The 22309-nt window shown below is 58.8% G+C and carries 21 protein-coding genes; 1 reads left to right on the forward strand and 20 read right to left on the reverse strand.

Annotation, left to right across the window (positions count from 1 at the left end; all coding sequences use genetic code 11):
• Positions 1-18: 18 nt before the first annotated feature.
• Positions 19-528 carry a glyoxalase/bleomycin resistance/extradiol dioxygenase family protein gene (locus CQ017_RS07150; RefSeq protein ID WP_096283666.1) on the reverse strand — a complete coding sequence of 170 codons (510 nt, stop codon included), beginning with the start codon at positions 526-528 and terminating at the stop codon, positions 19-21.
• A 69-nt stretch (positions 529-597) separates the two neighbouring features.
• On the opposite strand from CQ017_RS07150, the gene CQ017_RS07155 reads away from it, so the two are divergent.
• The gene (locus CQ017_RS07155; protein ID WP_096283668.1) at positions 598-1437 is read left to right on the forward strand and encodes a helix-turn-helix transcriptional regulator; all 840 of its coding nucleotides are present in this window, start codon (positions 598-600) and stop codon (positions 1435-1437) included.
• Here the strand turns inward: CQ017_RS07155 and CQ017_RS07160 are convergent.
• From CQ017_RS07160 to CQ017_RS07250, 19 genes are all read right to left on the reverse strand, one after another.
• A complete protein-coding gene (locus CQ017_RS07160; protein ID WP_105553133.1) occupies positions 1409-1810 on the reverse strand; it encodes a RidA family protein in 402 nt (133 codons plus the stop codon). The two genes, CQ017_RS07155 and CQ017_RS07160, sit on opposite strands and share 29 nt — an antisense overlap.
• A 236-nt stretch (positions 1811-2046) precedes the next feature.
• Positions 2047-3639, reverse strand: coding sequence for an exo-alpha-sialidase (locus tag CQ017_RS07165; protein ID WP_105553134.1), 1593 nt, complete (start codon positions 3637-3639; stop codon positions 2047-2049).
• Positions 3640-3913: 274 nt separating this feature from the next.
• Complete coding sequence (rpsQ, locus tag CQ017_RS07170; RefSeq protein ID WP_096256894.1) at positions 3914-4201, reverse strand: 30S ribosomal protein S17; 288 nt, start codon at positions 4199-4201, stop codon at positions 3914-3916.
• Positions 4201-4470, reverse strand: a complete 270-nt coding sequence (gene rpmC / locus CQ017_RS07175; protein ID WP_096283676.1) for a 50S ribosomal protein L29 — start codon at positions 4468-4470, stop codon at positions 4201-4203. The genes rpsQ and rpmC overlap by 1 nt, the downstream gene beginning before the upstream one ends.
• A 2-nt stretch (positions 4471-4472) precedes the next feature.
• Positions 4473-4889 (reverse strand): 50S ribosomal protein L16, encoded by a 417-nt coding sequence (gene rplP / locus CQ017_RS07180; protein WP_096283678.1) that lies wholly within the window; start codon positions 4887-4889, stop codon positions 4473-4475.
• Positions 4890-5675, reverse strand: coding sequence for a 30S ribosomal protein S3 (gene rpsC / locus CQ017_RS07185; protein WP_096283680.1), 786 nt, complete (start codon positions 5673-5675; stop codon positions 4890-4892).
• Positions 5676-6041 carry a 50S ribosomal protein L22 gene (gene rplV / locus CQ017_RS07190; RefSeq protein ID WP_096256898.1) on the reverse strand — a complete coding sequence of 122 codons (366 nt, stop codon included), beginning with the start codon at positions 6039-6041 and terminating at the stop codon, positions 5676-5678.
• A gap of 58 nt (positions 6042-6099) precedes the next feature.
• Positions 6100-6381 carry a 30S ribosomal protein S19 gene (rpsS, locus tag CQ017_RS07195; protein ID WP_096283683.1) on the reverse strand — a complete coding sequence of 94 codons (282 nt, stop codon included), beginning with the start codon at positions 6379-6381 and terminating at the stop codon, positions 6100-6102.
• Positions 6382-6393: 12 nt separating this feature from the next.
• Entirely contained in the window at positions 6394-7233 is an 840-nt protein-coding gene (gene rplB / locus CQ017_RS07200) for a 50S ribosomal protein L2 (RefSeq protein ID WP_096283685.1), read from the reverse strand.
• Between the two features lie 31 nt (positions 7234-7264).
• Entirely contained in the window at positions 7265-7567 is a 303-nt protein-coding gene (gene rplW / locus CQ017_RS07205; protein WP_096283687.1) for a 50S ribosomal protein L23, read from the reverse strand.
• Positions 7564-8166 (reverse strand): 50S ribosomal protein L4, encoded by a 603-nt coding sequence (rplD, locus tag CQ017_RS07210; RefSeq protein WP_096283689.1) that lies wholly within the window; start codon positions 8164-8166, stop codon positions 7564-7566. Before rplD ends, rplW begins: the two co-directional genes overlap by 4 nt.
• Before the next feature lie 4 nt (positions 8167-8170).
• Positions 8171-8821, reverse strand: a complete 651-nt coding sequence (rplC, locus tag CQ017_RS07215; RefSeq protein WP_105553135.1) for a 50S ribosomal protein L3 — start codon at positions 8819-8821, stop codon at positions 8171-8173.
• A gap of 20 nt (positions 8822-8841) precedes the next feature.
• Positions 8842-9150 carry a 30S ribosomal protein S10 gene (rpsJ, locus tag CQ017_RS07220; RefSeq protein ID WP_013349689.1) on the reverse strand — a complete coding sequence of 103 codons (309 nt, stop codon included), beginning with the start codon at positions 9148-9150 and terminating at the stop codon, positions 8842-8844.
• A gap of 398 nt (positions 9151-9548) precedes the next feature.
• Positions 9549-13151, reverse strand: coding sequence for a hypothetical protein (locus CQ017_RS07225; protein WP_146112452.1), 3603 nt, complete (start codon positions 13149-13151; stop codon positions 9549-9551).
• Positions 13152-13412: 261 nt separating this feature from the next.
• Positions 13413-14603: an elongation factor Tu gene (gene tuf, locus CQ017_RS07230; RefSeq protein WP_105553137.1), complete on the reverse strand. Its 1191-nt coding sequence runs from the start codon at positions 14601-14603 to the stop codon at positions 13413-13415.
• A gap of 244 nt (positions 14604-14847) precedes the next feature.
• Positions 14848-16962, reverse strand: a complete 2115-nt coding sequence (gene fusA / locus CQ017_RS07235) for an elongation factor G (RefSeq protein WP_105553138.1) — start codon at positions 16960-16962, stop codon at positions 14848-14850.
• 70 nt (positions 16963-17032) lie between these two features.
• Positions 17033-17503 (reverse strand): 30S ribosomal protein S7, encoded by a 471-nt coding sequence (gene rpsG, locus CQ017_RS07240; RefSeq protein ID WP_096283700.1) that lies wholly within the window; start codon positions 17501-17503, stop codon positions 17033-17035.
• Positions 17503-17877: a 30S ribosomal protein S12 gene (gene rpsL, locus CQ017_RS07245; RefSeq protein WP_096283780.1), complete on the reverse strand. Its 375-nt coding sequence runs from the start codon at positions 17875-17877 to the stop codon at positions 17503-17505. Before rpsL ends, rpsG begins: the two co-directional genes overlap by 1 nt.
• Positions 17878-18327: 450 nt before the next feature.
• Positions 18328-22218: a DNA-directed RNA polymerase subunit beta' gene (locus CQ017_RS07250; RefSeq protein ID WP_105553139.1), complete on the reverse strand. Its 3891-nt coding sequence runs from the start codon at positions 22216-22218 to the stop codon at positions 18328-18330.
• Positions 22219-22309 lie beyond the last annotated feature (91 nt).

Consider the following 22309-nt stretch of genomic DNA (forward strand, 5'->3'; position numbering starts at 1 on the left):
ACGCGGACCAAGCGCAGCTCAGGCCTGCTGCTCCGCCGCCCACCGGGCTACGCGCTCCTTGCTCTGCGCTTCGGAGAGATCCTCCACCCTGGACATCAGCGACCAGCGTACTCCAAAGGGATCGATGATCGAGGCAAAACGATCACCGGACACGAAGGTTGCCACCGGCTCGCGGATTGCGGCTCCCGCCGCCTCGGCCTTTGCCACTAGCTCATCGACGTTCGGGCAGTACAGGCCCATGGAGTAGCAGGCTTCGGGTTGCGCGGGTGGTGCAACGAGTCCGTAGTCGGGGCTCGGCTCTCCCAACTGCAGTTTACCGTTGCCAAAGTCCAGGTCTGCGTGGACCAGCACTCCCCCGATCTCGGTGGAGTCCACGACTCTGGCGTCAAAGACCTCACGGTAGAACTCCACGGCCCCAGCCGCATTCCGGATCGCCAAAAACGGAGTCAACGATGTGGATCCGCGAGGGATCCCTGCGACGGTGTGCTGCCCGGTCACACCCATTTTGTTTTCTTCTCGATATTCCATACCTTCACCCTAGGAGCTTGTGGCACGCTGAGTCTTGTAGATTCGCGCCAATCGTGGAGGTGAACAGTCATGGACAGCTCGGCCGAACGTCGTGGCGTGCTCTACCCCGCGAAGTTGCCAGACTTCATGCGAGTGCCAGCTCCCGAAGAGTTGCGTGACCGCGTGGGCTGGTTCTGGCTGGCTCGCTGGGATATTGCCCCAGGCCGTTCCTCGCGCCAAGAATTGCTTCCGTTCCCCTGCATGAATGTGGATATTCAACGCCAGGGCGTGACGCTCTCCGGCGTTGCTTCCGGTGCCTCGCATCGTGATTTGAGCGGAACCGGCTGGGTCCTCGCGGCCATGCTCCTGCCCGCGTCCACCCCGGCCTTCGGCCTTGATCCGCGCAGCTTGCTCGGAGCCGAGATGCGCATCCCGGGACCGACACCGCACGAACCGATCTGCGCATTGCTGGCCGGCCCGGTGAACAGGGAAACCATCGAATCGGCGATCAGGCTCTTCGCGGCCTGGCTCGAAGCGAAGATCCCGCGTGCTTCGGTCCAAGGGCTTCTGGCGAATCGCATGCTTGAGCTGGCCGCCGGGCAGAGGGAAATGATCAATGTCCCCCAGCTGGCACAGGCCATGGGGATATCGGTGCGCAGCGTCCAGCGCCTGGCAAATGATTACGTGGGGCTCGCACCGTTGACCATCATCCGCCGATACCGTCTGCAAGAAGCCGCACAGCGGCTGCGTGAAAGCCCTGAAACAACGATCGCCCAGATTGCCGCCGAGTTGGAGTACGCAGACCATGCGCATCTGACCACCGATTTTCGCCAGGTACTCGGTTTCACCCCGAGCGCCTACCGCGCAAATTCGAAAGCAGCAGACACGGTCTTTCGCGAGCCTAGTCAAACAGCGCGGCCACCGCACTGATTTCGACGAGTGCGCCCTGCACGCCCAAGCCTGCGACGAGGCTCGCGGTCACCAGCGGCGGATTCGCGGAGCTCAGTTCGCCGGCGATAGCCCCGTAGGCGCGGGATACATCAACGCCCTCGGCAAGTTGGACGTTCCAGGAGATCACATCGGCCAGATCCGCGCCGGCGGCGTTCAGAGCGATGCGTGCGTTGTGCAACGCCCGAGCGGCCTGCACCGCCACATCATCGGCACCGATGAGCGTCCCGCGCTCGTCAACCGAGTTTTGCCCGCCCACGTAAACCATTCTTGCCCCTGGCGGCACCACCGCCACGTGGCTGAAGGCAGTCGAGTGGACAAGGCCCGCGGGCCGGATGAATTTGATAGAAGCCATGCCCTATGCTGACAGCGCTGCGCCGCTACTTCAAGAGCTCTGGTTTTACCGTTCTCCCGTTATGTTGTTGACAACTCATTAACACCGAGGAACATAGGAACCGTCGTCCGACCAATCTCGGCATGGTGCCTTGCCCCCTGCTTATCCAATAGTCCGGGGGTGTTGCCGCCGAGATTGGGATGGCAGCTGACTGGGAACGCCTGCTGAACAGTTCTTACGAAGTTCGGTGAAACCGTTTACGCGGGAGACGGATGGATAATGCCGGTAGCGGTATCAGCGACAAAGTTGTTGTGCCACGAATCTTCACCAGCATCGAGTGAACAACGCACCTCAGCCGATCCGCGCTCGATGTCAGCGGATGTGAGGGTATAGGTCGGTGTGAAAAAGTTGATGGCCTTCCCCGGAGGCACCACTGCTTCAGGGAACTGCTGGTTGAGATCCCCATCAAAGTTTCCATTCAGCGCAACTTTGAGCGAAGTCTTTCCTTCATTGGAAAAACGTCCCGTAAAAGCGAGGATATCGCCGGCCCGGAGACCCTGCTTTGGCGCCCCGTAGTTGGCTTCCTGTGCCTCCCGCGTACCTAGGATCTGGTCACCGCCAGCGTATCCCTGCCCAACTTCTTTCCATGCATGATGCCCCCATTCACCGGCATTGGCGGATATGACATGGAATTCACCGACATTGACCCACTTTTCTGGTTGCCCGGGAGTTATAGAACGCAGCACCATGTTGAATGGGCCCGTTTCTAGATCCGTATACGTGTCGGCGGCCCGACGAAGTGCGCTTTCGCTGAGCGCGGCCGATTCCAGTCGCGCAAAAACAATATTTGTGTACCCATTGTCCTCCAATAGAACTCCGAGTGACCCATCTGCCAGACGCGTTCCCGTGGAGTACGCAGAACTTCCCGGACATATTGAGGCGACCGGTTGCCATTGAGTACCTGCATCAAATGACACGCTCAGAACGGTGTTGCGGCGAAGTGAGCTATCGCGGTTATTCGTGGCCAACAAGATAGGTCTCGGCTTGTCATTCTCGATAGAAAATATGCTGCCGTTATCACCAGGATCCGGCAGTGAAGGGACCGGAATTAGCGGCCCGTAGCTGTGCCCACCATCGCTGGATACGGCTTGGACCCGGTGACCTGGTGCGCGTGAGTTCAGCAAGACTCGACCATCCGAAAGCTCGGCTACCTTATTCTCATTGGCCTCCTCCGCCGTAGACTCGCCAAGCGTCCAAGTCTCACCGTGATCATCGGAATAGGCCGAGGCGGCTTTGATGACGCCGTTTTCAAGCAGCACCATCTGCTGCACCAATCGGCCGGCAAAGCGACCTCGGGTCAGTTGAATGCCGGCACCGGCGGCAGCAAAAATCCCAGTGATCCCCGGGCGTTTGAGCTGTTCTGTGATCCTACGGTATCGCCAGCTCAATCCGTCATCATCCGAATAGGCGAGATCCACATGTTGCACCGTATCCTCGGGCTCGATGCCTTCAACGGACTCAAAGAAGCCAGCATGAGTGCCCGCGGCGTGGAAACAGAATATACGTGAGGTCTGCTGATCTACTACCAGGCTGGGGTCGCCGAAGCCTTGCAGACCGGTGCCGGTACGGATATTCAGCTGTGCGCCCCACGAAAGGCCATGGTCCGTGCTTCGCCGAAGCAACAGATCGATAGTGTTGGGCAGATCGTCAAGATTTGGGCGGCCATCGTAGGCTGCGAGTACGGTTCCAGCGGTCGTGACGGCCAGAGCCGGGATGCGGTACTGGCGGTGTCCGTTGACGCCACGAGTTGCCAATATCTGCGAAGAAAAGTTTGGTGATCGATCTGACATGTTCCATGTCTACCGCGGCGGGGAGCATGTATCAACTCCTCATTGATGTCATTACGCACTGATGCGCACCGTAGTCCCCTACCAGCCGGTCTGCCGCGAACATCGATATGGGCCCCAGTACGTGAATGCGGAATCTTCGCACCAAGCTGCAGTCCGTTATAACGCACTCTGCTGCAGTCGCAACCCGGGGGCACAAAAAACGCCCCGGGCCGCTTGCGCAGTGCTCCGGGGCGTTTTCAGTTATTCACGTAATCCGTGAAATCACCGAGAAAGCTTACTTAGCCTTCTCAACGATCTCAACGAGACGCCAGTTCTTGTCTGCTGACAAGGGGCGAGTCTCTGCGATTACAACCAAGTCGCCAATGCCGGCTTCGTTGTTCTCGTCGTGAGCCTTCACGTTCTTGTTGCGACGCATGACCTTGCCGTAAAGGGCGTGCTTAACACGGTCCTCAACGTCAACGACGATGGTCTTCTGCATCTTGTCGGAAACCACGTAACCACGGAGGGTCTTGCGGTCGTTGCGCTCTACAGCTGCGTCCACGACGTTATCCTTCTCGCTCATTACTTGGTTTCCTTGCCCTTCTTGGTCTCTTCAACCGGGACAACAACTTCCTTACGAAGACCCAGCTCGCGCTCACGCATTACGGTGTAGATGCGTGCGATGTCGCGCTTGATAGCCTTCAGGTTGCCGTGAGTCTCAAGCTGGCCGGTAGCCGACTGGAAACGCAGGTTGAACAGTTCTGCCTTGGCCTTCTTCAATTCCTCGTTCAAACGAGTATTATCGAAGCCGTCCAGGGAGTCGACGCTTAGATCCTTAGAACCAATAGTCATCCCTATTCACCACCCTCACGACGCACGATGCGTGCCTTCAATGGCAGCTTGTGGATTGCGAGACGCAATGCTTCCTTAGCTACCTCTTCTGAAACGCCATCAAGTTCGAACAAGATGCGTCCTGGCTTTACGTTTGCAACCCACCACTCCGGGGAACCCTTACCGGAACCCATGCGGGTTTCGGCTGGCTTCTTGGTCAGTGGACGGTCTGGGTAAATGTTGATCCAGACCTTACCGCCACGCTTGATGTGACGGGTCATCGCGATACGAGCTGCCTCGATCTGACGGTTCGTCACGTAAGCAGGAGTAAGAGCCTGAATGCCGTATTCACCGAAAGCAACAGTGGTTCCGCCCTTGGCAGCGCCGGAGCGCTTCGGGTGGTGCTGCTTACGGAACTTCACTCGACGTGGGATAAGCATTTAAGCCTGTCCTCCTTCCGCAGCCGGAGCTGCAGCGCCCTTACGCTCTGGACGACGACGACGCTCTCCACCACGTGGACGATCGTTGCCACCGCCGCGACCACCGCGAGCCGGAGCTGCTGCGGCCTGCTGTGCAGCAAGTTCCTTGGCGGTTACGTCGCCCTTGTAGATCCAGACCTTCACGCCGATACGGCCGAAGGTGGTCTTGGCTTCGAACTTGCCGAAGTCGATGTTCGCACGCAGGGTGTGCAGCGGCACACGACCTTCGCGGTAGAACTCCTTGCGGGACATTTCTGCACCGCCAAGACGACCGGAGCACTGAACGCGGATGCCCTTGGCACCAGCGCGCATTGCCGACTGCATGGCCTTCTTCATCGCGCGGCGGAAAGCCACACGCGAAGCAAGCTGCTCGGCGATGCCCTGGGCGACCAACTGGGCCTCCATGTCAGGGTTCTTGACCTCGAGGATGTTCAGCTGAACCTGCTTAGCCGTCATCTTCTCCAGTGCGCCACGGATGCGATCTGCTTCGGCGCCGCGGCGGCCGATCACGATGCCCGGACGTGCGGTGTGGATATCCACACGAACACGGTCACGAGTGCGCTCGATCTCGACGCGGGCGATGCCTGCACGATCCATTCCGGTGGACAGCAATGCGCGGATCTTTACGTCTTCTTTTACGTAATCTGCGTAGCGCTGTCCTGGCTTGCTGCTATCGGCGAACCAGTGCGAAACGTGGTCAGTGGTGATGCCGAGACGGAAACCGTTCGGGTTTACCTTCTGTCCCATTTAGTTCTCCCCACCCTTCTCCGGGGTTGAAACAACCACGGTGACGTGGCTGGTGCGCTTCTTGATCTGGAATGCGCGACCCTGAGCTCGCGGCTGGAACCGCTTCATGGTCGGACCTTCGTCAACAAACGCTTCGCTGATGATCAGCTCGTCCTCATTGAATGCTTCACCTGCACGGTCTGCAGCGGCACGGGCGTTAGCCACTGCCGATGCAACAACCTTGTACACTGGCTCCGAAGCTGCCTGTGGGGCAAACTTCAGGATAGCCAGCGCTTCGTTGGTCTGTAGACCACGAACAAGGTTGACGACGCGCCGGGCCTTCATAGGCGTCACGCGAATATGGCGCGCAATTGCCTTGGCTTCCATTGCTTTCCTTCTCTCGTCTCTCGAAGAGGGGGAAGCATCTCTAGATCCCTAACGGGACCTAGCGACGCTTGCCCTTCTTGTCGTCCTTTACGTGGCCACGGAACGTGCGGGTGGCTGCAAACTCTCCGAGCTTGTGGCCAACCATTGATTCGGTGACAAACACTGGAATGTGCTTACGACCGTCGTGCACGGCGATGGTGTGTCCCAGCATGTCCGGGATAATCATCGAACGGCGGGACCACGTCTTGATGACGTTCTTGGTGCCCTTTTCGTTTTCAGCTTCGACCTTAAGGAAGAGGTGCTGATCGACGAAGGGGCCTTTCTTCAGGCTGCGTGGCATGTTTCCAGGCTCCTATCGCTTGTTCTTGCCGGTACGACGGCGACGCACGATAAGCTTGTCGCTGTCCTTGTTCGGACGACGAGTGCGTCCTTCACGCTTACCATTAGGGTTGACCGGGTGACGACCACCGGAGGTCTTACCTTCACCACCACCGTGTGGGTGATCGATCGGGTTCATGGCGACACCACGCACGGTTGGGCGAACGCCCTTCCAGCGCATGCGGCCGGCCTTGCCCCAGTTGATGTTGATCTGCTCGGCATTGCCAACTTCGCCGATGGTTGCGCGGCAGCGCACATCAACGTTGCGGATTTCACCCGAAGGCAAACGCAGCTGAGCGAAGCGGCCCTCACGAGCCACCAGCTGGATCGAAGCGCCAGCGGAACGTGCCATCTTGGCACCGCCGCCCGGACGCAACTCGACCGCGTGGATTACGGAACCAACCGGGATATTGCGAAGCGGCAGGTTGTTACCTGGCTTGATATCCGCGTTTGGACCGGCCTCAACCTGGTCGCCCTGCTGGAGCTTGTTCGGAGCAACGATGTAGCGCTTGGTTCCATCAATGTAGTGGAGCAAAGCGATACGTGCGGTGCGGTTCGGGTCGTACTCGATGTGAGCAACGGTTGCCGGAACGCCGTCCTTGTCGTGACGACGGAAGTCGATCACGCGGTAGGCACGCTTGTGTCCGCCACCCTTGTGTCGGGTGGTGATCTTACCGGAGTTGTTGCGGCCGCCGCTCTTGGTGAGCGGGCGAACCAGCGACTTTTCCGGAGTCGATCGGGTGATTTCTGCGAAGTCAGCTACCGACGAGCCGCGAAGGCCCGGGGTAGTTGGCTTGTACTTACGAATTCCCATTTTTCTTATTCCTCGTTAAAGTGGTCTCCGCTTAGGAAAGCGGACCGCCGAAGATGTCAATCGATCCTTCTTTCAAGGTGATGATTGCGCGCTTGGTATCCTTGCGTGCACCCCACCCGAACTTGGTGCGCTTGCGCTTACCGGATCGATTCATGGTGTTTACGGACTCAACCTTGACGTTGAAGATAGCTTCAACGGCATTCTTGATTTCCGACTTGTTCGAACGTGGGTCGACCAAGAAGGTGTACTGACCTTCATCGATCAGGCCGTAGCTCTTTTCCGAAACGACTGGTGCGATGACCACATCGTGCGGAGCCTTTGAGAAGACGCTCACTTGGCTTCCTCCTTCTGGACCAGTGCTTCGAAGGCAGCCTTGGTGAAGACTACGTCATCCGAAACCAGAACATCGTAGGTGTTCAACTGGTCGACGTATAGGACGTGCACGGAATCAAGGTTGCGCACCGAAAGTGCTGCAACATCGTTCGCGCGATCAATTACGACGAGCAGGTTCTTGCGCTCGGTCAGCGAACGCAAGGTTGCCAGAGCTTCCTTGGTCGACGGGGTTTCACCGGCAACCAGGTTCTCGATCACGTGGACACGATCGAAGCGTGCGCGATCAGACAGGGCGCCGCGCAGTGCAGCAGCCTTCATCTTCTTCGGGGTACGCTGCGAGTAATCACGTGGGGTTGGACCGTGGACAATGCCACCGCCGGTCATGTGTGGAGCACGGATCGAACCCTGACGGGCGCGGCCGGTACCCTTCTGCTTGAACGGCTTGCGACCGGCGCCGGAAACTTCCGAGCGGTCCTTGGTCTTGTGGGTACCCTGGCGGGCAGCAGCAAGCTGTGCAACGACAACCTGGTGCAACAGCGGGACGTTGGTCTGTACGTCGAAGATACCTGCTGGCAGGTCGACGTTAAGTGCCTTAGTCATTTACTTATGCTCCCTTCACGGCGGTGCGTACGAGAACGACGCGACCGCGAGCGCCTGGAACGGCACCCTTGATCAGCAGAAGGTTCTTCTCAGCGTCGATGGCGTGAATGGTCAGGTTCTGAGTGGTTACGCGCTCAGCACCCATGCGACCGGCCATCTTCTGTCCACGGAAAACGCGACCTGGGGTCGATGCGCCGCCGATGGAACCTGGCTTGCGGTGGTTCTTGTGCGCACCGTGGGAAGCCGGAGCACCCTTGAAGTTGTGACGCTTCATAACGCCGGCAAAGCCCTTACCCTTCGAGGTGCCTACAACGTCGACCTTCTGGCCTGCGTTGAACAGCTCGACGGACAGTTCCTGTCCAGCGGTGTACTCGGCTGCATCTTCAGTGCGCAGCTCCACCAGGTGACGACGTGGGGTCACGCCGGCAGCTTCAAAGTGACCAGCCAGTGGCTTGGTGACCTTGCGTGGGTCGATCTGGCCGTAGCCGATCTGGACTGCGGTGTAGCCATCACGCTCAGCGTTAACTAGCTGGGTGACAACGTTGCTGTCAGCCTGCACGACGGTGACTGGGATCAGAATGTTGTTTTCATCCCAAACCTGGGTCATGCCGAGCTTCGTGCCCAACAGTCCCTTGACATTACGGGTTGCGGTCATAGTTTTCTCGCCACCTCCCCTTAAAGCTTGATTTCGATGTTGACATCCGCTGGCAGGTCGAGACGCATCAGCGAATCAACAGCCTTCGGGGTCGGATCAACGATGTCGATCAGACGCTTGTGCGTGCGCATTTCGAAGTGCTCACGGCTGTCCTTGTACTTGTGTGGCGAACGGATAACGCAGTACACGTTCTTTTCCGTTGGCAGCGGCACTGGGCCGACTACGGTTGCGCCTGCGCGCGTGACCGTCTCAACGATCTTCCGGGCCGAAACGTCAATGACCTCGTGGTCATACGACTTCAGCCGGATGCGGATTTTCTGTCCCGCCATGGCGTCATGCCTCTTTCTGTTAGCACTATCTAGAATTACTGTGCCTATATACGGGCCCTTGCGGACCGGCACGCCTTACGCTGCGGCTGAATCCGGATCAGATCCGGGTTCCTCACCCGCAGGTGGCTCCGACCCCCGCGGTCGGGCGTGTCGTGTAAATTTTAGTCACGACAAAACCGACAGGGTTTTCACTTTGTGCGAAGGTCTTTTGGTTTGCAACGGTTGTATCGATCCCGAACCCCAGGCATTATCCTGTGTGAGAGTCGATCCCGGTCGCGCAAACCACTACCGATTACCCCTCGCGGGGATCGGGTTGCAATCAAGCAACTTATCTAGTCTGACAGGTCGACCGCCGTGGCGCAAATCTTTTGCCCGGATTCGGGCCAGTGATCTTGACCTCACGAACCGGCATTGCCGCGATCTCGGCGTGCTTGCTCCGCGTCCCGCGGGTCAACCTCCTCGCTCTTGGGCTTGCGTTCAACGCGCACCAGCTTGAGCACCGCCGCGACAATCAGCGCGACGCCGGCAAGCACCAGCCAAAGGAATGCCAAGTACCGCAAGAACCACAGCACCGCCGCGGTAATGGCGATCGCGCCCCACCAGATGTAGCGCTTCTGCCCCAGCTTCAGGCCGAGAACGATCAATGCGGCAAAGAAGAAGAGGCTAAAGACCTGCGCCGCCCCATTGCCATCTGCCAGGGTGCTCAACTGGGTCAGCGAGGCAAGAACGGCGGACGCGACCAGATACCCATGGGCCACCGGGGAGCGTCTGCCCATGAAGTGGCGAACGGCCAGGATGCCGGCAACGAGCGTGAAGTACAGGAAGAAGATGCTGATATCTGGCAGGTGAAGGATCCGGGTGTAGCTGCTGAAGCCCAACAATGCGCCGAGCACTATCAGCACATCGCTCCCCCACCGAAGCCAGCGCGTCGGCAATTCGTACATCCGGACTAGAGCGGCGGCACCAAAGATCAGCACCGCACCGGCAATAATCCACACCGCCCGCAGGTCGTTGAAATGCACCAACGCCCCGGCGATCAGGGTGCCAAGAATCATCGCCGCGAAATAGATACGCGCAGCGGCTCCGCTGGCCTCGCGGGTGGTCACCAGTTCTCGGGGAAAATGTGGAACCGGCTCGGCGAACCGGCCGTGCAAGAGCGAAATGATCAACAGCACCATTGCAGTGAATAGCAGCTGCCAGGTTGGGTCCATCCAGGGTTGCAGGCCTGATGGCCTAGTCCCCCGCCAGAACTCGATGCCTTGGCCAATGGCTCCCAGCAATGCAAGACTGGCGCCGGCGGCCAACCACGGGATTTTCCGGGTGTGAACCAAAAGCCCGAGCTGTAGCGCGGCAACCAGGAAGATCAGCGCGAACCACCCGGGGGCGGGAGCTACGAACCCAATGCAGAACAACGCGAAGACCGTGCCAAAGATCGGCGAGAAGCGCAGTGTGGCCGAATCGCGCAATCGCCACTGCATCGCCAGGCTGATCAGAGCCAGTGCCATGAGCAGAATCTGAATCATCTGCACAGACCACCACGGTCCGTGAATCCAGCCGGTGGCTGAGTAGCTTTGCACGCCTTGGACGTAGCACAGGCCGCACAGTCCCATGATCGCTGCGAAGAGCAGGAACTCCGCATGCTTCGACTGCCCCCTGATGCCCAAGAAGCCTGCCACCGAATGAATGATCCACAAGGACAATCCCAACAGCATGGTGCCACGGTCAGGCAACCCAAACATCGCATCACCGATGAGTAGGACTAGCGGCAGCAGGCAAACCAGTCCAACGGTAATCCACCGCATCTCGCGGCTCAACCGTCGTCCGGTTCGCATGACGAGGCACAAGCGAAGCAGTTGCGGGACCATAACCGATACCAGCAGCAGTGCGAAGCGACCATGGGAATCAAAATTCATCATGTCCACAAACCACCAGATGCTCAGGGTGAAGGTGATTTGTGCGGCGCCTGCGTAGCTCATCTTCCAGCGTGCTGACTGAACCAGATGCGCACCACGCAGATAGAAGACTAGATTCACAAGTCCCACAAAAGGCAGGGTGTTTTGTGGCCCCTGGAAGCTGAGCAGGAAGAGTCCACCACTAGCCGCCAGCACCATGGTGCGCAATATTTGCACTGCGCGTTCCTGGCCGAAGCCATCGTTGCGCCAGCCGGCCAGAATCACGCTGGCCAACGTTAGTAAGATTCCTGCGAAGAACCAGTTGCCGGCAGGTAGTCCAAGGAAGCTTGCCGTCCCTGCATCCACGCCAGCAACTTGGTTCACCATAGCTCCGAGGTACCCCAGGGTGATCAACACCAGCAGCGCGGAAGCACCGAAACGAATGAGTTGCCCACGCGTCCGGTCGGCTAGCCGAGCGCCTTGGAGCGTCGAGAAGAGCCACAGCGCAAACAAAGGTACCCACAGGCCCACCACCCACGCTAGCTGCAGCGAAACATTCTCCGACACGTTCATCGCGTACCAGCTTGACCTAGCCGTTTGGTGATCAAAACCGCTCAGCATCTGCTGCACCGTGCGACCGGCAAATCCGCCGAAGACAAGGAACCCGATCCACCGGGTCTGGTCTAGCGCCAGATGCCAGCGGCGATCCGTTTCGCTGCGCATCGCGAGCGTGAGTCCCACAAGAGCCACGGCTACCCCCGGCAACACCCGCCAGCCCAACGAATCGCTGGCGGTGATCGCCAGCAGGACAAGCGCAACGATGGCGACTGCTTCAATCTTTCCTCGCTTGCCCAAGGCTGGAACCGCGAAGAGCTGGAGCACGGGAATCAACAGCACCGCATACCACCAAGGAATGAGTTCTCCGGTGGCATTGAGCATAACCGCGAACGTTGAGGCGCAGACCAGCGCCCAGAGCAGCATCCGTTCGGCCCGCCACCAGTTGGCTGGCACCGTGAAAAGCCGGCGATAGCCTTGCGCATAATGCGTGATCGCTAAGGCCTGCGCCGCCCAAAGAAGCGCGATGAGCACCCACGTAGTCCCTGGTTCCCAGGCCAGATAATTTGAGGTGGCGAAAATCAGCAGCATGAAGCTCACGCGTGCCGCGTAGAGCCGATACAGCCGGAACCTCACCAGCAATCTGATGGAGACCAGCAGGTGGGCTGTCACCAAGAAGAACACCCACACCAAGTCGCGGGCATGCAAGGTGGTCCATATGACTAATGCCAGGCCGAGCACCAACAGCGGCAGCAACTGCGCGGTGGCGGACACGGCCGAGTAGAAGGGCGAGGAGCGAACCTTTGCGCTGCGCACGGCCAGGACAAGCAACACCAGGGAGAGCAACAGTATGAAGAGCAGGTAGAACAAGATGCCGCGTTGCACCGTGGCCGCGCAGGCCATGGTGGTGGACACCAATACGAAGACCGCAATCCAAGCTAGTACCCGGGAGCGTAAACGGAGGGTGGCAAAACCCACGGCAAGGGTGCCCAGCACCGAGAAGACCAGCCACGCCACTGCCGCTGACACCGACAGCGTCAGGTAGGTCGCGATTCCCGATAATGGCAATAAGGCCAATCCGGTTCCGGCGAAGGCGCTGGCGGCAGGCTTGAGATTCTGCTTTGCGCCGTGCACATAGAGACCTCCCCCGTAAAAGGCCGCGGCCAATGCGAACAAGGCGATGAGCTTAGGCAGCGGCGGTAATGCGAAACTCAGGAACAGGGCTCCGGCGGCCACGATCAGCAGGGCGGCCACGTAGAGGGTGACGTTGATATTGCGCAGTTCTCGTTCACGCGGGGTCAGCTGCTTCACCGGGCGGACAGGCGCTGCGGGTGCTTGGACCGGCGGCCGCGCATTGACCTGTGCAGAGGGGTTCGCCACCGGGGCACCCAGGGGCCAAGTGCTCGCCTCTTGGCTCGGTGGCGGCAGAACGTGCGTGGAAGGTTGCTGGGTGCGCGAAGGCATCGCCGACGGCTGCTGGGCGGTACGCGCCGCGTAATTAGTGGCGGCGTTGTAGCCTTCCTGCCAGGCTTGATGCTTAACCTCGGAGTTCACCGCGTGGTTCCTGCGGCCAACGCGAAAGCCTATGAAGAAGCTGGCTGCCACGAGCAGGAGAACCAAAATGAACCAGAACATGCCGCGACCTTAGATCGATGAACTCGCAGAGGGATATCCACGCAATCCAATTAGACCACTGTATTGACATACTTGGCACTTAACGCACGGATGTTAAGCAAAAAGATCTCCACCCCTTCCGAAGAAGTGGTGGAGATCTTTTTTGTCAGACCAGTAGGCCTAGATCAGTTAAGCAGCGAACTACTTGGTGATCTTGGTGACCTTGCCCGAACCAACGGTGCGGCCGCCTTCACGGATAGCGAAGCCGAGGCCATCTTCCATGGCGATTGGCTGAATCAGCTCAACCGACATTTCGGTGTTGTCGCCTGGCATGACCATCTCGGTGCCCTCTGGGAGGGTGATGACGCCGGTCACGTCGGTGGTGCGGAAGTAGAACTGCGGACGGTAGTTCGAGTAGAACGGGTTGTGACGTCCGCCTTCGTCCTTCGACAGGATGTAGACGTTGGCATCGAAGCCGGTGTGTGGGGTGATCGAGCCTGGGGCTACGATAACCTGGCCACGCTCGACATCGTCGCGCTTCAGACCGCGAAGCAGCAGGCCACAGTTCTCGCCGGCCCATGCTTCGTCGAGCTGCTTGTGGAACATCTCGATACCGGTAACGGTGGTCTTCTGGATCGGACGGATGCCGACAACTTCGACCTCCGAGTTGATCTTCAGGGTGCCACGCTCGGCGCGACCGGTCACAACGGTACCGCGACCGGTGATGGTGAAGACGTCTTCGATTGGCATCAGGAATGGACGATCGCGATCACGAACTGGGTTCGGGATGTAGGTATCGACAGCATCCATCAGTTCCTCGATGGACTTGGTCCACTCAGCATCGCCTTCCAGAGCCTTCAGGCCCGAAACGCGGATAACTGGTGCATCGTCGCCATCGAAGCCCTGCGAGGAGAGAAGTTCGCGAACTTCCATTTCGACGAGCTCAAGGAGCTCCTCGTCCTCAACCATGTCGGACTTGTTCAGTGCAACCATCAGGGTTGGCACGCCAACCTGGCGGGCCAGCAGAACGTGCTCGCGGGTCTGAGCCATCGGGCCGTCGGTAGCAGCAACCACGAGGATTGCGCCGTCCATCTGAGCCGCACCGGTGATCATGTTCTTGACATAGTCAGCGTGGCCTGGAGCGTCAACGTGTGCGTAGTGACGGGTCTCGGTCTGGTACTCAACGTGCGAGATATTGATGGTAATACCGCGCTGGCGCTCTTCTGGCGCCGAGTCAACCGACGCGAAGTCGCGCTGCTCGTTGAGATCAGGGTACTTTTCAGCAAGTACCTTGGAGATGGCGGCGGTCAACGTGGTCTTACCGTGGTCAACGTGACCAATGGTGCCGATGTTGACGTGCGGCTTGGTCCGCTCGAACTTTGCCTTTGCCACAGGTTCCTCCTAGAAACGTTTTACAGAAGACTTACTTTCGTTTGCGCGATTCGCAAACGAACTGGAATCAGTCTACTGGGGGCTTGGATATTTACGAAAATTTCGGTCCTGCGCGGGTCCTGCATGTGATGCAAATCCCTCGTTGGCCGTTTGCGAGGCCGGCTTCATTGGCAATAAAGCCGGCTTCGCGATCGGCCACTCCCCCACACTGGCGGGGTCACGGCCAAGTTTGCTTCCTGGACGATTACTCGCCGCGGGCCTTCTGGATAATCTCTTCGGCAACTGCCTTCGGGACCTCAGAGTAGCTGTGGAAGGTCATCGAGTACACTGCACGACCCTGGGTCTTGGACCGCAGATCACCAATGTAACCGAACATCTCCGACAGTGGCACGTGGGCATTGATAACCTTCACGCCAGCTGCATCGGACATCTCGGTGATCGAGCCACGGCGGGAGTTCAGGTCGCCGATAACGTCGCCCATGTACTCTTCCGGGGTACGAACTTCGACGCTCATCAGTGGTTCAAGCAAGATTGGGTTAGCGCGGCGTGCGCCTTCCTTGAATACCTGTGAGCCAGCGATCTTGAACGCCATTTCCGAGGAGTCAACGTCGTGGTAAGCACCGTCGATGACGGTAGCCTTCACGCCGACCATCTGGTAACCAGCAAGGATGCCGTACTGCATGGCGTCCTGGATACCGGCGTCGATGGATGGGATGTACTCACGAGGGATACGACCACCGGTGACGGCGTTCTTGAACTCGTAGGTAACTCCGTCGACAACCTCTAGAGGTTCGAACGATACCTGGACCTTTGCGAACTGGCCCGAACCACCGGTCTGCTTCTTGTGGGTGAAGTCAACCTTCTCCACAGCCTTCTTGATGGTTTCGCGGTATGCGACCTGTGGCTTACCCACGTTGGCTTCCACGCGGAATTCGCGCTTCATGCGGTCCACCAGGATATCCAGGTGAAGCTCGCCCATGCCGCCGATTTCGGTCTGGCCGGTGTCGTCGTTCAACGAAACGGTGAAGGTTGGATCTTCCGCAGACAGCTTCTGGATAGCGGTCGACAGCTTTTCCTGGTCACCCTTGGTCTTAGGCTCGATGGCCACGAAGATCACTGGTGCTGGGAACGACATCGATTCAAGCACGATCGGGTTCGCTGGATCGCAAAGGGTATCACCGGTGGTGGTATCCTTCAGGCCGATCACGGCGTAGATGTGACCTGCGTGGATCTCTTCAACCGGATTCTCCTTGTTGGAGTGCATCTGGAAGAGCTTGCCAACGCGTTCCTTCTTCTGCTTCGTCGAGTTCAGCAACTGGGTACCAGATGATGCCTTGCCCGAGTAGACGCGGATGAAGTTCAGTTGGCCGAAGAATGGGTGCGCGGCGATCTTGAAAGCCAGTGCCGAGAATGGTGCATCCTCGGAAGGCTCGCGAGTCAGCTCGACCTCTTCGTCCTTTGGATCGTGACCCACCATGGCGCCCACGTCAAGTGGGTTTGGCAGGAAGTCGATCACTGCGTCGAGCATTGGCTGCACGCCGCGGTTCTTGAAGGCCGAACCACAGAAGACCGGGTAGATCTCCGAGTTGATGACCATCTTGCGAATGCCGGCCTTGAGCTCGTCATTGCTGATCTCTTCGCCTTCGAGGAACTTCTCCATGAGCTCGTCAGAGCCCTCGGCGACATCCTCAACCAGCTTGGCGCGGTACTCGTTGGCCTTTTCCTGCATATCTGCAGGAATTTCGCGAGTCTCGTAGGCGGCACCCATGGTGACGTCACCCTTGGAGTCACCTTCCCAGACGAATGCCTTCATGGTCATCAAGTCGACCACACCGGTGAATTCGTGCTCGGAACCGATAGGCAGCTGCATCACCAATGGCTTGGCACCCAAGCGCTTGACGATGGTATCTACGGTGAAGTAGAAGTCAGCACCCAGCTTGTCCATCTTGTTGACGAAGCAGATACGCGGAACGTTGTACTTGTCAGCCTGGCGCCAAACGGTCTCAGACTGAGGCTCAACGCCTTCCTTGCCATCGAACACGGCAACGGCGCCATCGAGCACGCGCAGCGAGCGCTCCACCTCAACGGTGAAGTCAACGTGGCCAGGGGTGTCGATGATGTTGATCTGGTTGTTGTTCCAGAAGCAAGTCACGGCCGCGGAGGTAATGGTGATACCGCGTTCCTTTTCCTGCTCCATCCAGTCGGTGGTCGACGCACCGTCGTGGGTCTCACCGAGCTTGTGATTCACACCCGTGTAGAACAGGATGCGCTCAGTAGTAGTGGTCTTACCAGCATCGATGTGTGCCATGATGCCGATATTTCGGACCTTATTCAGGTCAGTAAGCACGTCCTGTGCCACGTTGTCTCCCTAAAAGGTGAGGCTAGGATTGGCTGGGTGCCTTTTGACACCCAGCAATTCCAAGCGGTTCTTACCAGCGGTAATGGGCGAAGGCCTTGTTGGACTCGGCCATCTTGTGAGTGTCTTCGCGACGCTTCACAGCGGCACCCAGACCGTTCGATGCATCCAAGATCTCGTTCATCAAACGCTCGATCATGGTCTTCTCGCGGCGAGCCTTCGAGTAGCCAACCAACCAGCGCAGTGCAAGTGCGGTTGCGCGGCCTGGCTTGACCTCGACGGGAACCTGGTAAGTTGCGCCACCAACACGGCGTGAACGAACCTCGAGGGCCGGGCGGATGTTATCCATGGCCTTCTTGAGAGTCGTCACAGCGTCGGTGCCGGACTTTGCGGCTGCACCTTCGAGTGCACCGTAAACAATGCGCTCTGCAGTGGACTTCTTGCCGTCAACGAGAACCTTGTTGATCAGCTGAGTGACCAATGGGGATTCGAAGACCGGATCAGAAACTAGTGGGCGCTTTGGCGCCGGACCCTTACGAGGCATTACTTACCATCCTTCTTCGCGCCGTAGCTGGAACGAGCCTGCTTACGACCCTTAACACCCTGAGTATCAAGAGCACCACGTACAATCTTGTAACGAACACCTGGGAGGTCCTTTACACGACCACCGCGAACGAGCACGATGGAGTGTTCCTGCAGGTTGTGTCCGACACCTGGAATGTAAGCGGTAACTTCGATGCCACCGGCAAGGCGCACACGTGCGACCTTACGCAGAGCCGAGTTTGGCTTCTTCGGGGTGGTGGTGTACACACGGGTGCATACGCCACGACGCATTGGGTTGCCCTTGAGGGCAGGAGCCTTGGTCTTGACGACCTTAGGCGAGCGGCCCTTACGGACCAGCTGCTGAATAGTAGGCACTTTCGTGTCCTTCCATTGTCTAAGTTTGTCGGCACCACAACCGAACAGAATCTGCGAAGTTGTGGAGCTAGCTGCTTGCTTTGCGGCCAACAGGAACGGAAAGTCCCTAGGCGTGCGAAAGTGTGGCATTTGTTGCGCAACCTGCCCGCAACCCGGACCGAGTCCATTTTGCCACACCTAAAACAATTGATCTCAGTCTAGCATTAAACCGCCATCGCTCTAGTTTCCGTAAGCTATCTCACCAATGCACTGATCCTATCGAGCCAAGCTGAACGGCGGCAATACCGCAGGTGACCACGGGGTGAATCTAGCAGCGTCGTTTGCGGCAAATCATCTTTAGTGGACTATTCCCCCACTGATCTATCCACTAATTGGTCTGCGCTTAAATGGAACGCCCGCCGGCACACGAGGTACCGGCGGGCGTTTTGACTAACTAGTCAGAATCCGTGTTTAGCGGAAGTCCGAACCGTGGTCGTAGTCGTCCATCGAGATGGCCTGGAACTCTGGCGAAAGGTTGCCCTCCAGCGCATCGTCGTACAGGCCCGAAGAGAAGGCCGAAGAACCGGTGAACAAAGTTGCCTTTGCTTCGTCGGTTGGCTCGACATTGATCTGGGTGTAGCGATCCAAGCCGGTACCGGCCGGGATCAACTTACCGATGATCACGTTCTCCTTCAGACCCAGCAATGGATCCGACTTGCCTTCCATCGCAGCCTGAGTCAGGACGCGGGTGGTTTCCTGGAAGGAAGCAGCCGACAGCCATGAATCGGTGGCAAGCGATGCCTTGGTAATACCCATCATCTCGTCACGACCGGCGGCCGGGCGCTTGCCCTCGGTGACTGCCTTCTTGTTCGCAGCGGTGAAGCGCGAACGGTCGGCCAGCTCGCCCGGAAGCAAGTCGGTTTCGCCGGATTCGATGACGGTGACGCGACGCAGCATCTGGCGGACGATGACTTCCACGTGCTTATCGTGGATGCCTACACCCTGGGACTGGTACACGTCCTGGACCTCACGGACCAAGAACTTCTGAGCTTCACGTGGGCCGAGGACTCGAAGAACCTGCTTCGGATCCAAGGTACCGCTGGTGAGCTGAGTACCGGCGACGATGCTTTCGCCCTCTTCAACCAACAGGCGAGCACGACGCAGAACCGGGTAGGCCTGCTTCTCGTCGCCGTTGTCTGGAGTGACGACAACGCGCAGCTGCTTCTCGTCGTCCTCGATCGACACGCGACCGGTGACCTCGGACATCGGAGCCACACCCTTAGGGGTACGGGCTTCGAACAGTTCCTGGATACGAGGCAGACCCTGGGTAATATCGTCAGCCGATGCGACACCACCGGTGTGGAAGGTACGCATGGTCAGCTGGGTACCGGGCTCACCGATGGACTGTGCGGCGATAATGCCGACGGCCTCGCCGATGTCCACGGTCTTGCCGCTGGCCAGCGAGCGACCGTAGCACAGAGCACAGGTTCCCACGGCCGAATCACAGGTCAGCACGGAGCGGACACGGATCTCATCGACGCCGGCTGCGTACAGCTGGTCGATGAGCACGTCGCCCACATCGGCGCCGGCTGCTGCCAGCACGTTGCCGTCCGCGTCCTTGGCCTCGGTGGCCAGGGTGCGGGTGTAAGCCGAGTTCTCGACGGTTTCGTGCATCATGCGCACACCAACGGAGTTGTTGGCGATCGGCACGGTCAGGCCGCGGCGGGTGCCACAGTCTTCTTCGCGCACGATAACGTCCTGTGAAACGTCCACCAGACGACGGGTCAGGTAACCCGAGTTAGCGGTCTTCAACGCGGTATCGGCCAGACCCTTACGGGCACCGTGGGTCGCGATGAAGTACTCCAGAACCGACAGGCCTTCGCGGTACGAGGACTTGATCGGGCGAGGAATAATTTCACCCTTAGGGTTGGACACCAGACCACGAATACCGGCGATCTGCCGCAGTTGCAGGTAGTTACCACGAGCCTTGGAAGTCACCATGCGGTTAATGGTGTTCAGCTCTTCCATGCCGTTCTTCATCGCCTCGGCAACCTCATCGGTAGCCTTGGTCCAGATGTCGATCAGGTCCTGGCGGCGTTCGGTATCGGCAATCAAGCCCTTATCGAACGAAGCCTGAACCTTCGCGGCACGAACCTCGTAAGGAGCAAGGATGGCTGCCTTGTCCATATTCGAGGTAATATCCGAGATTGCCACGGTGACGCCCGAGCGGGTTGCCCAGTAGAAACCGGCATCCTTCAGGTTGTCCAGGGTTTCGGCGGCGGTGATCTTCGGGTAGCGCTCGGCCAGATCGTTGACGATCTCCGAAAGCGCATCCTTGCCGGTCACGTGTGCAACCCATGGGTAGTCCGCTGGCAGGGTGTCGTTGAACAACACCTGGCCCAGCGACGTCTCCAAGAGCGCATCGGTGCCTGGCTCCCAGCCTTCCGGAGCTGGCTGCTCCTCGGAAGGAACGAAGTTCGGTACGCGAATCTTGACCGGTGCGTTCAGGTGCAGCTCACGCAGGTCCATTGCCATAATGGCTTCGGCAACCGAGGTGAAGGTGCGTCCGGCACCGGCTTCGGTAGCGCGCTTGGTGGTCAGGTGGTGCAGACCGATGATCATATCCTGCGAAGGAAGTGCCACCGGGCGGCCGTCCGAAGGCTTCAAGATGTTGTGCGAGGACAACATCAGGATGCGCGCTTCGGCCTGGGCTTCTGGGCTCAGCGGCAGGTGAACTGCCATCTGGTCACCGTCGAAGTCGGCGTTGAAGGCAGCACAAACCAGCGGGTGCAGCTGCAATGCCTTGCCCTCGACCAGCTGAGGTTCGAACGCCTGGATGCCCAAACGGTGCAGGGTAGGTGCACGGTTCAGCAGTACCGGGTGCTCGGTGATGATCTCTTCGAGAACATCCCAAACCTGTGGGCGGTAACGCTCAACCATGCGCTTGGCGCTCTTGATGTTCTGTGCGTGGTTGAGGTCAACCAGGCGCTTCATCACGAACGGCTTGAAGAGCTCCAGGGCCATCTGCTTAGGCAGACCACACTGGTGCAGCTTCAGCTGCGGACCAACCACGATGACCGAACGGCCCGAGTAGTCAACACGCTTGCCGAGCAGGTTCTGACGGAAACGACCCTGCTTGCCCTTGAGCATGTCGCTCAGGGACTTCAGCGGGCGGTTACCCGGTCCGGTGACCGGACGGCCACGACGACCGTTGTCGAACAGCGAGTCAACAGCTTCCTGGAGCATGCGCTTTTCGTTGTTCACGATGATCTCGGGGGCACCGAGATCCAGCAGGCGCTTCAGGCGGTTGTTGCGGTTGATCACGCGGCGGTACAGGTCGTTCAGGTCCGAGGTGGCGAAACGGCCACCGTCGAGCTGAACCATCGGACGCAGCTCTGGTGGGATCACCGGAACGGAATCCAGCACCATGCCCTCTGGCGAGTTCTGGTTGACCAGGAAGGCGTTGACCACCTTCAGGCGCTTCAGTGCACGGGCCTTCTTCTGGCCCTTGCCCTCGTCGATGATCTTCTTGAGCAGTTCGGCTTCGCCGGCAAGGTCGAAGTTCTGCAGGCGCTTCTGGATCGATTCTGCACCCATAGAGCCTTCGAAGAACAGTCCGTACTTCTCACGCATGGTGCGGTACAGGCCTTCATCGCCCTCAAGGTCAGCGACCTTCAGGCCCTTGAAGCGTTCCCAGACCGCACGCAGGCGCTCTGCTTCGAGCTTCGCGCGCTTGTCGATCTGCAGCACGGTCTTCTCTGCCAGGGTGCGAGCCTTGTTCAGCTCGGCGCCCTTGGCACCGTCGGCCTCCATGCGCTCAAGCTCGGTTTCGAGCTCGGCGGCAATGGCCTTCTTGTCGGCTTCCGCGTTGTTTGCCAGGTTGCGCAGTTCCAGATCATGCTGGGCCTGCAGGTTAGGCAATTCGGCGTGGCGACGCTCTTCGTTGACGCTGGTGATCATGTAGGCAGCGAAGTAAATGACCTTTTCGAGGTCCTTCGGAGCCAGATCCAGCAGGTAGCCCAAACGCGATGGAACGCCCTTGAAGTACCAGATGTGGGTCACTGGAGCGGCAAGCTCGATGTGTCCCATGCGCTCACGACGAACGTTAGCGCGGGTCACCTCGACGCCACAACGCTCACAGATGATGCCCTTGAAACGTACGCGCTTGTACTTACCGCAGTAGCATTCCCAGTCCCGGGAAGGGCCGAAGATCTTTTCGCAGAAAAGTCCGTCCTTCTCTGGCTTCAGGGTGCGGTAGTTAATGGTTTCCGGCTTCTTGACTTCGCCGTAGCTCCAACCGCGAATTTCTTCTGCGGTAGCAAGGCCAATGCGCATGAGGCCGAATGAGGAATCGCTGGACATAGGGTCCTTTTCTCTCTTCTTTGGTGTCTGAAGTCGATACGAATAAGTAAGTCTTGGTGAGCCGCTACGCTCGCTGGGCCCGCGGGCCGCT

This window comes from Arthrobacter sp. MYb224 (assembly GCF_002975455.1).
Classification (GTDB): Bacteria; Actinomycetota; Actinomycetes; order Actinomycetales; family Micrococcaceae; genus Glutamicibacter.

Coding starts and splice junctions, on each gene's coding strand:
- CQ017_RS07150 (WP_096283666.1), bottom strand. CDS start 528: ATGGAATATCGAGAAGAAAACAAAATGGGTGTGACCGGGCAGCACACC.
- CQ017_RS07155 (WP_096283668.1), top strand. CDS start 598: ATGGACAGCTCGGCCGAACGTCGTGGCGTGCTCTACCCCGCGAAGTTG.
- CQ017_RS07160 (WP_105553133.1), bottom strand. CDS start 1,810: ATGGCTTCTATCAAATTCATCCGGCCCGCGGGCCTTGTCCACTCGACT.
- CQ017_RS07165 (WP_105553134.1), bottom strand. CDS start 3,639: ATGTCAGATCGATCACCAAACTTTTCTTCGCAGATATTGGCAACTCGT.
- rpsQ (WP_096256894.1), bottom strand. CDS start 4,201: ATGAGCGAGAAGGATAACGTCGTGGACGCAGCTGTAGAGCGCAACGAC.
- rpmC (WP_096283676.1), bottom strand. CDS start 4,470: ATGACTATTGGTTCTAAGGATCTAAGCGTCGACTCCCTGGACGGCTTC.
- rplP (WP_096283678.1), bottom strand. CDS start 4,889: ATGCTTATCCCACGTCGAGTGAAGTTCCGTAAGCAGCACCACCCGAAG.
- rpsC (WP_096283680.1), bottom strand. CDS start 5,675: ATGGGACAGAAGGTAAACCCGAACGGTTTCCGTCTCGGCATCACCACT.
- rplV (WP_096256898.1), bottom strand. CDS start 6,041: ATGGAAGCCAAGGCAATTGCGCGCCATATTCGCGTGACGCCTATGAAG.
- rpsS (WP_096283683.1), bottom strand. CDS start 6,381: ATGCCACGCAGCCTGAAGAAAGGCCCCTTCGTCGATCAGCACCTCTTC.
- rplB (WP_096283685.1), bottom strand. CDS start 7,233: ATGGGAATTCGTAAGTACAAGCCAACTACCCCGGGCCTTCGCGGCTCG.
- rplD (WP_096283689.1), bottom strand. CDS start 8,166: ATGACTAAGGCACTTAACGTCGACCTGCCAGCAGGTATCTTCGACGTA.
- rplC (WP_105553135.1), bottom strand. CDS start 8,821: ATGACCGCAACCCGTAATGTCAAGGGACTGTTGGGCACGAAGCTCGGC.
- rpsJ (WP_013349689.1), bottom strand. CDS start 9,150: ATGGCGGGACAGAAAATCCGCATCCGGCTGAAGTCGTATGACCACGAG.
- rpsG (WP_096283700.1), bottom strand. CDS start 17,503: ATGCCTCGTAAGGGTCCGGCGCCAAAGCGCCCACTAGTTTCTGATCCG.
- CQ017_RS07250 (WP_105553139.1), bottom strand. CDS start 22,218: ATGTCCAGCGATTCCTCATTCGGCCTCATGCGCATTGGCCTTGCTACC.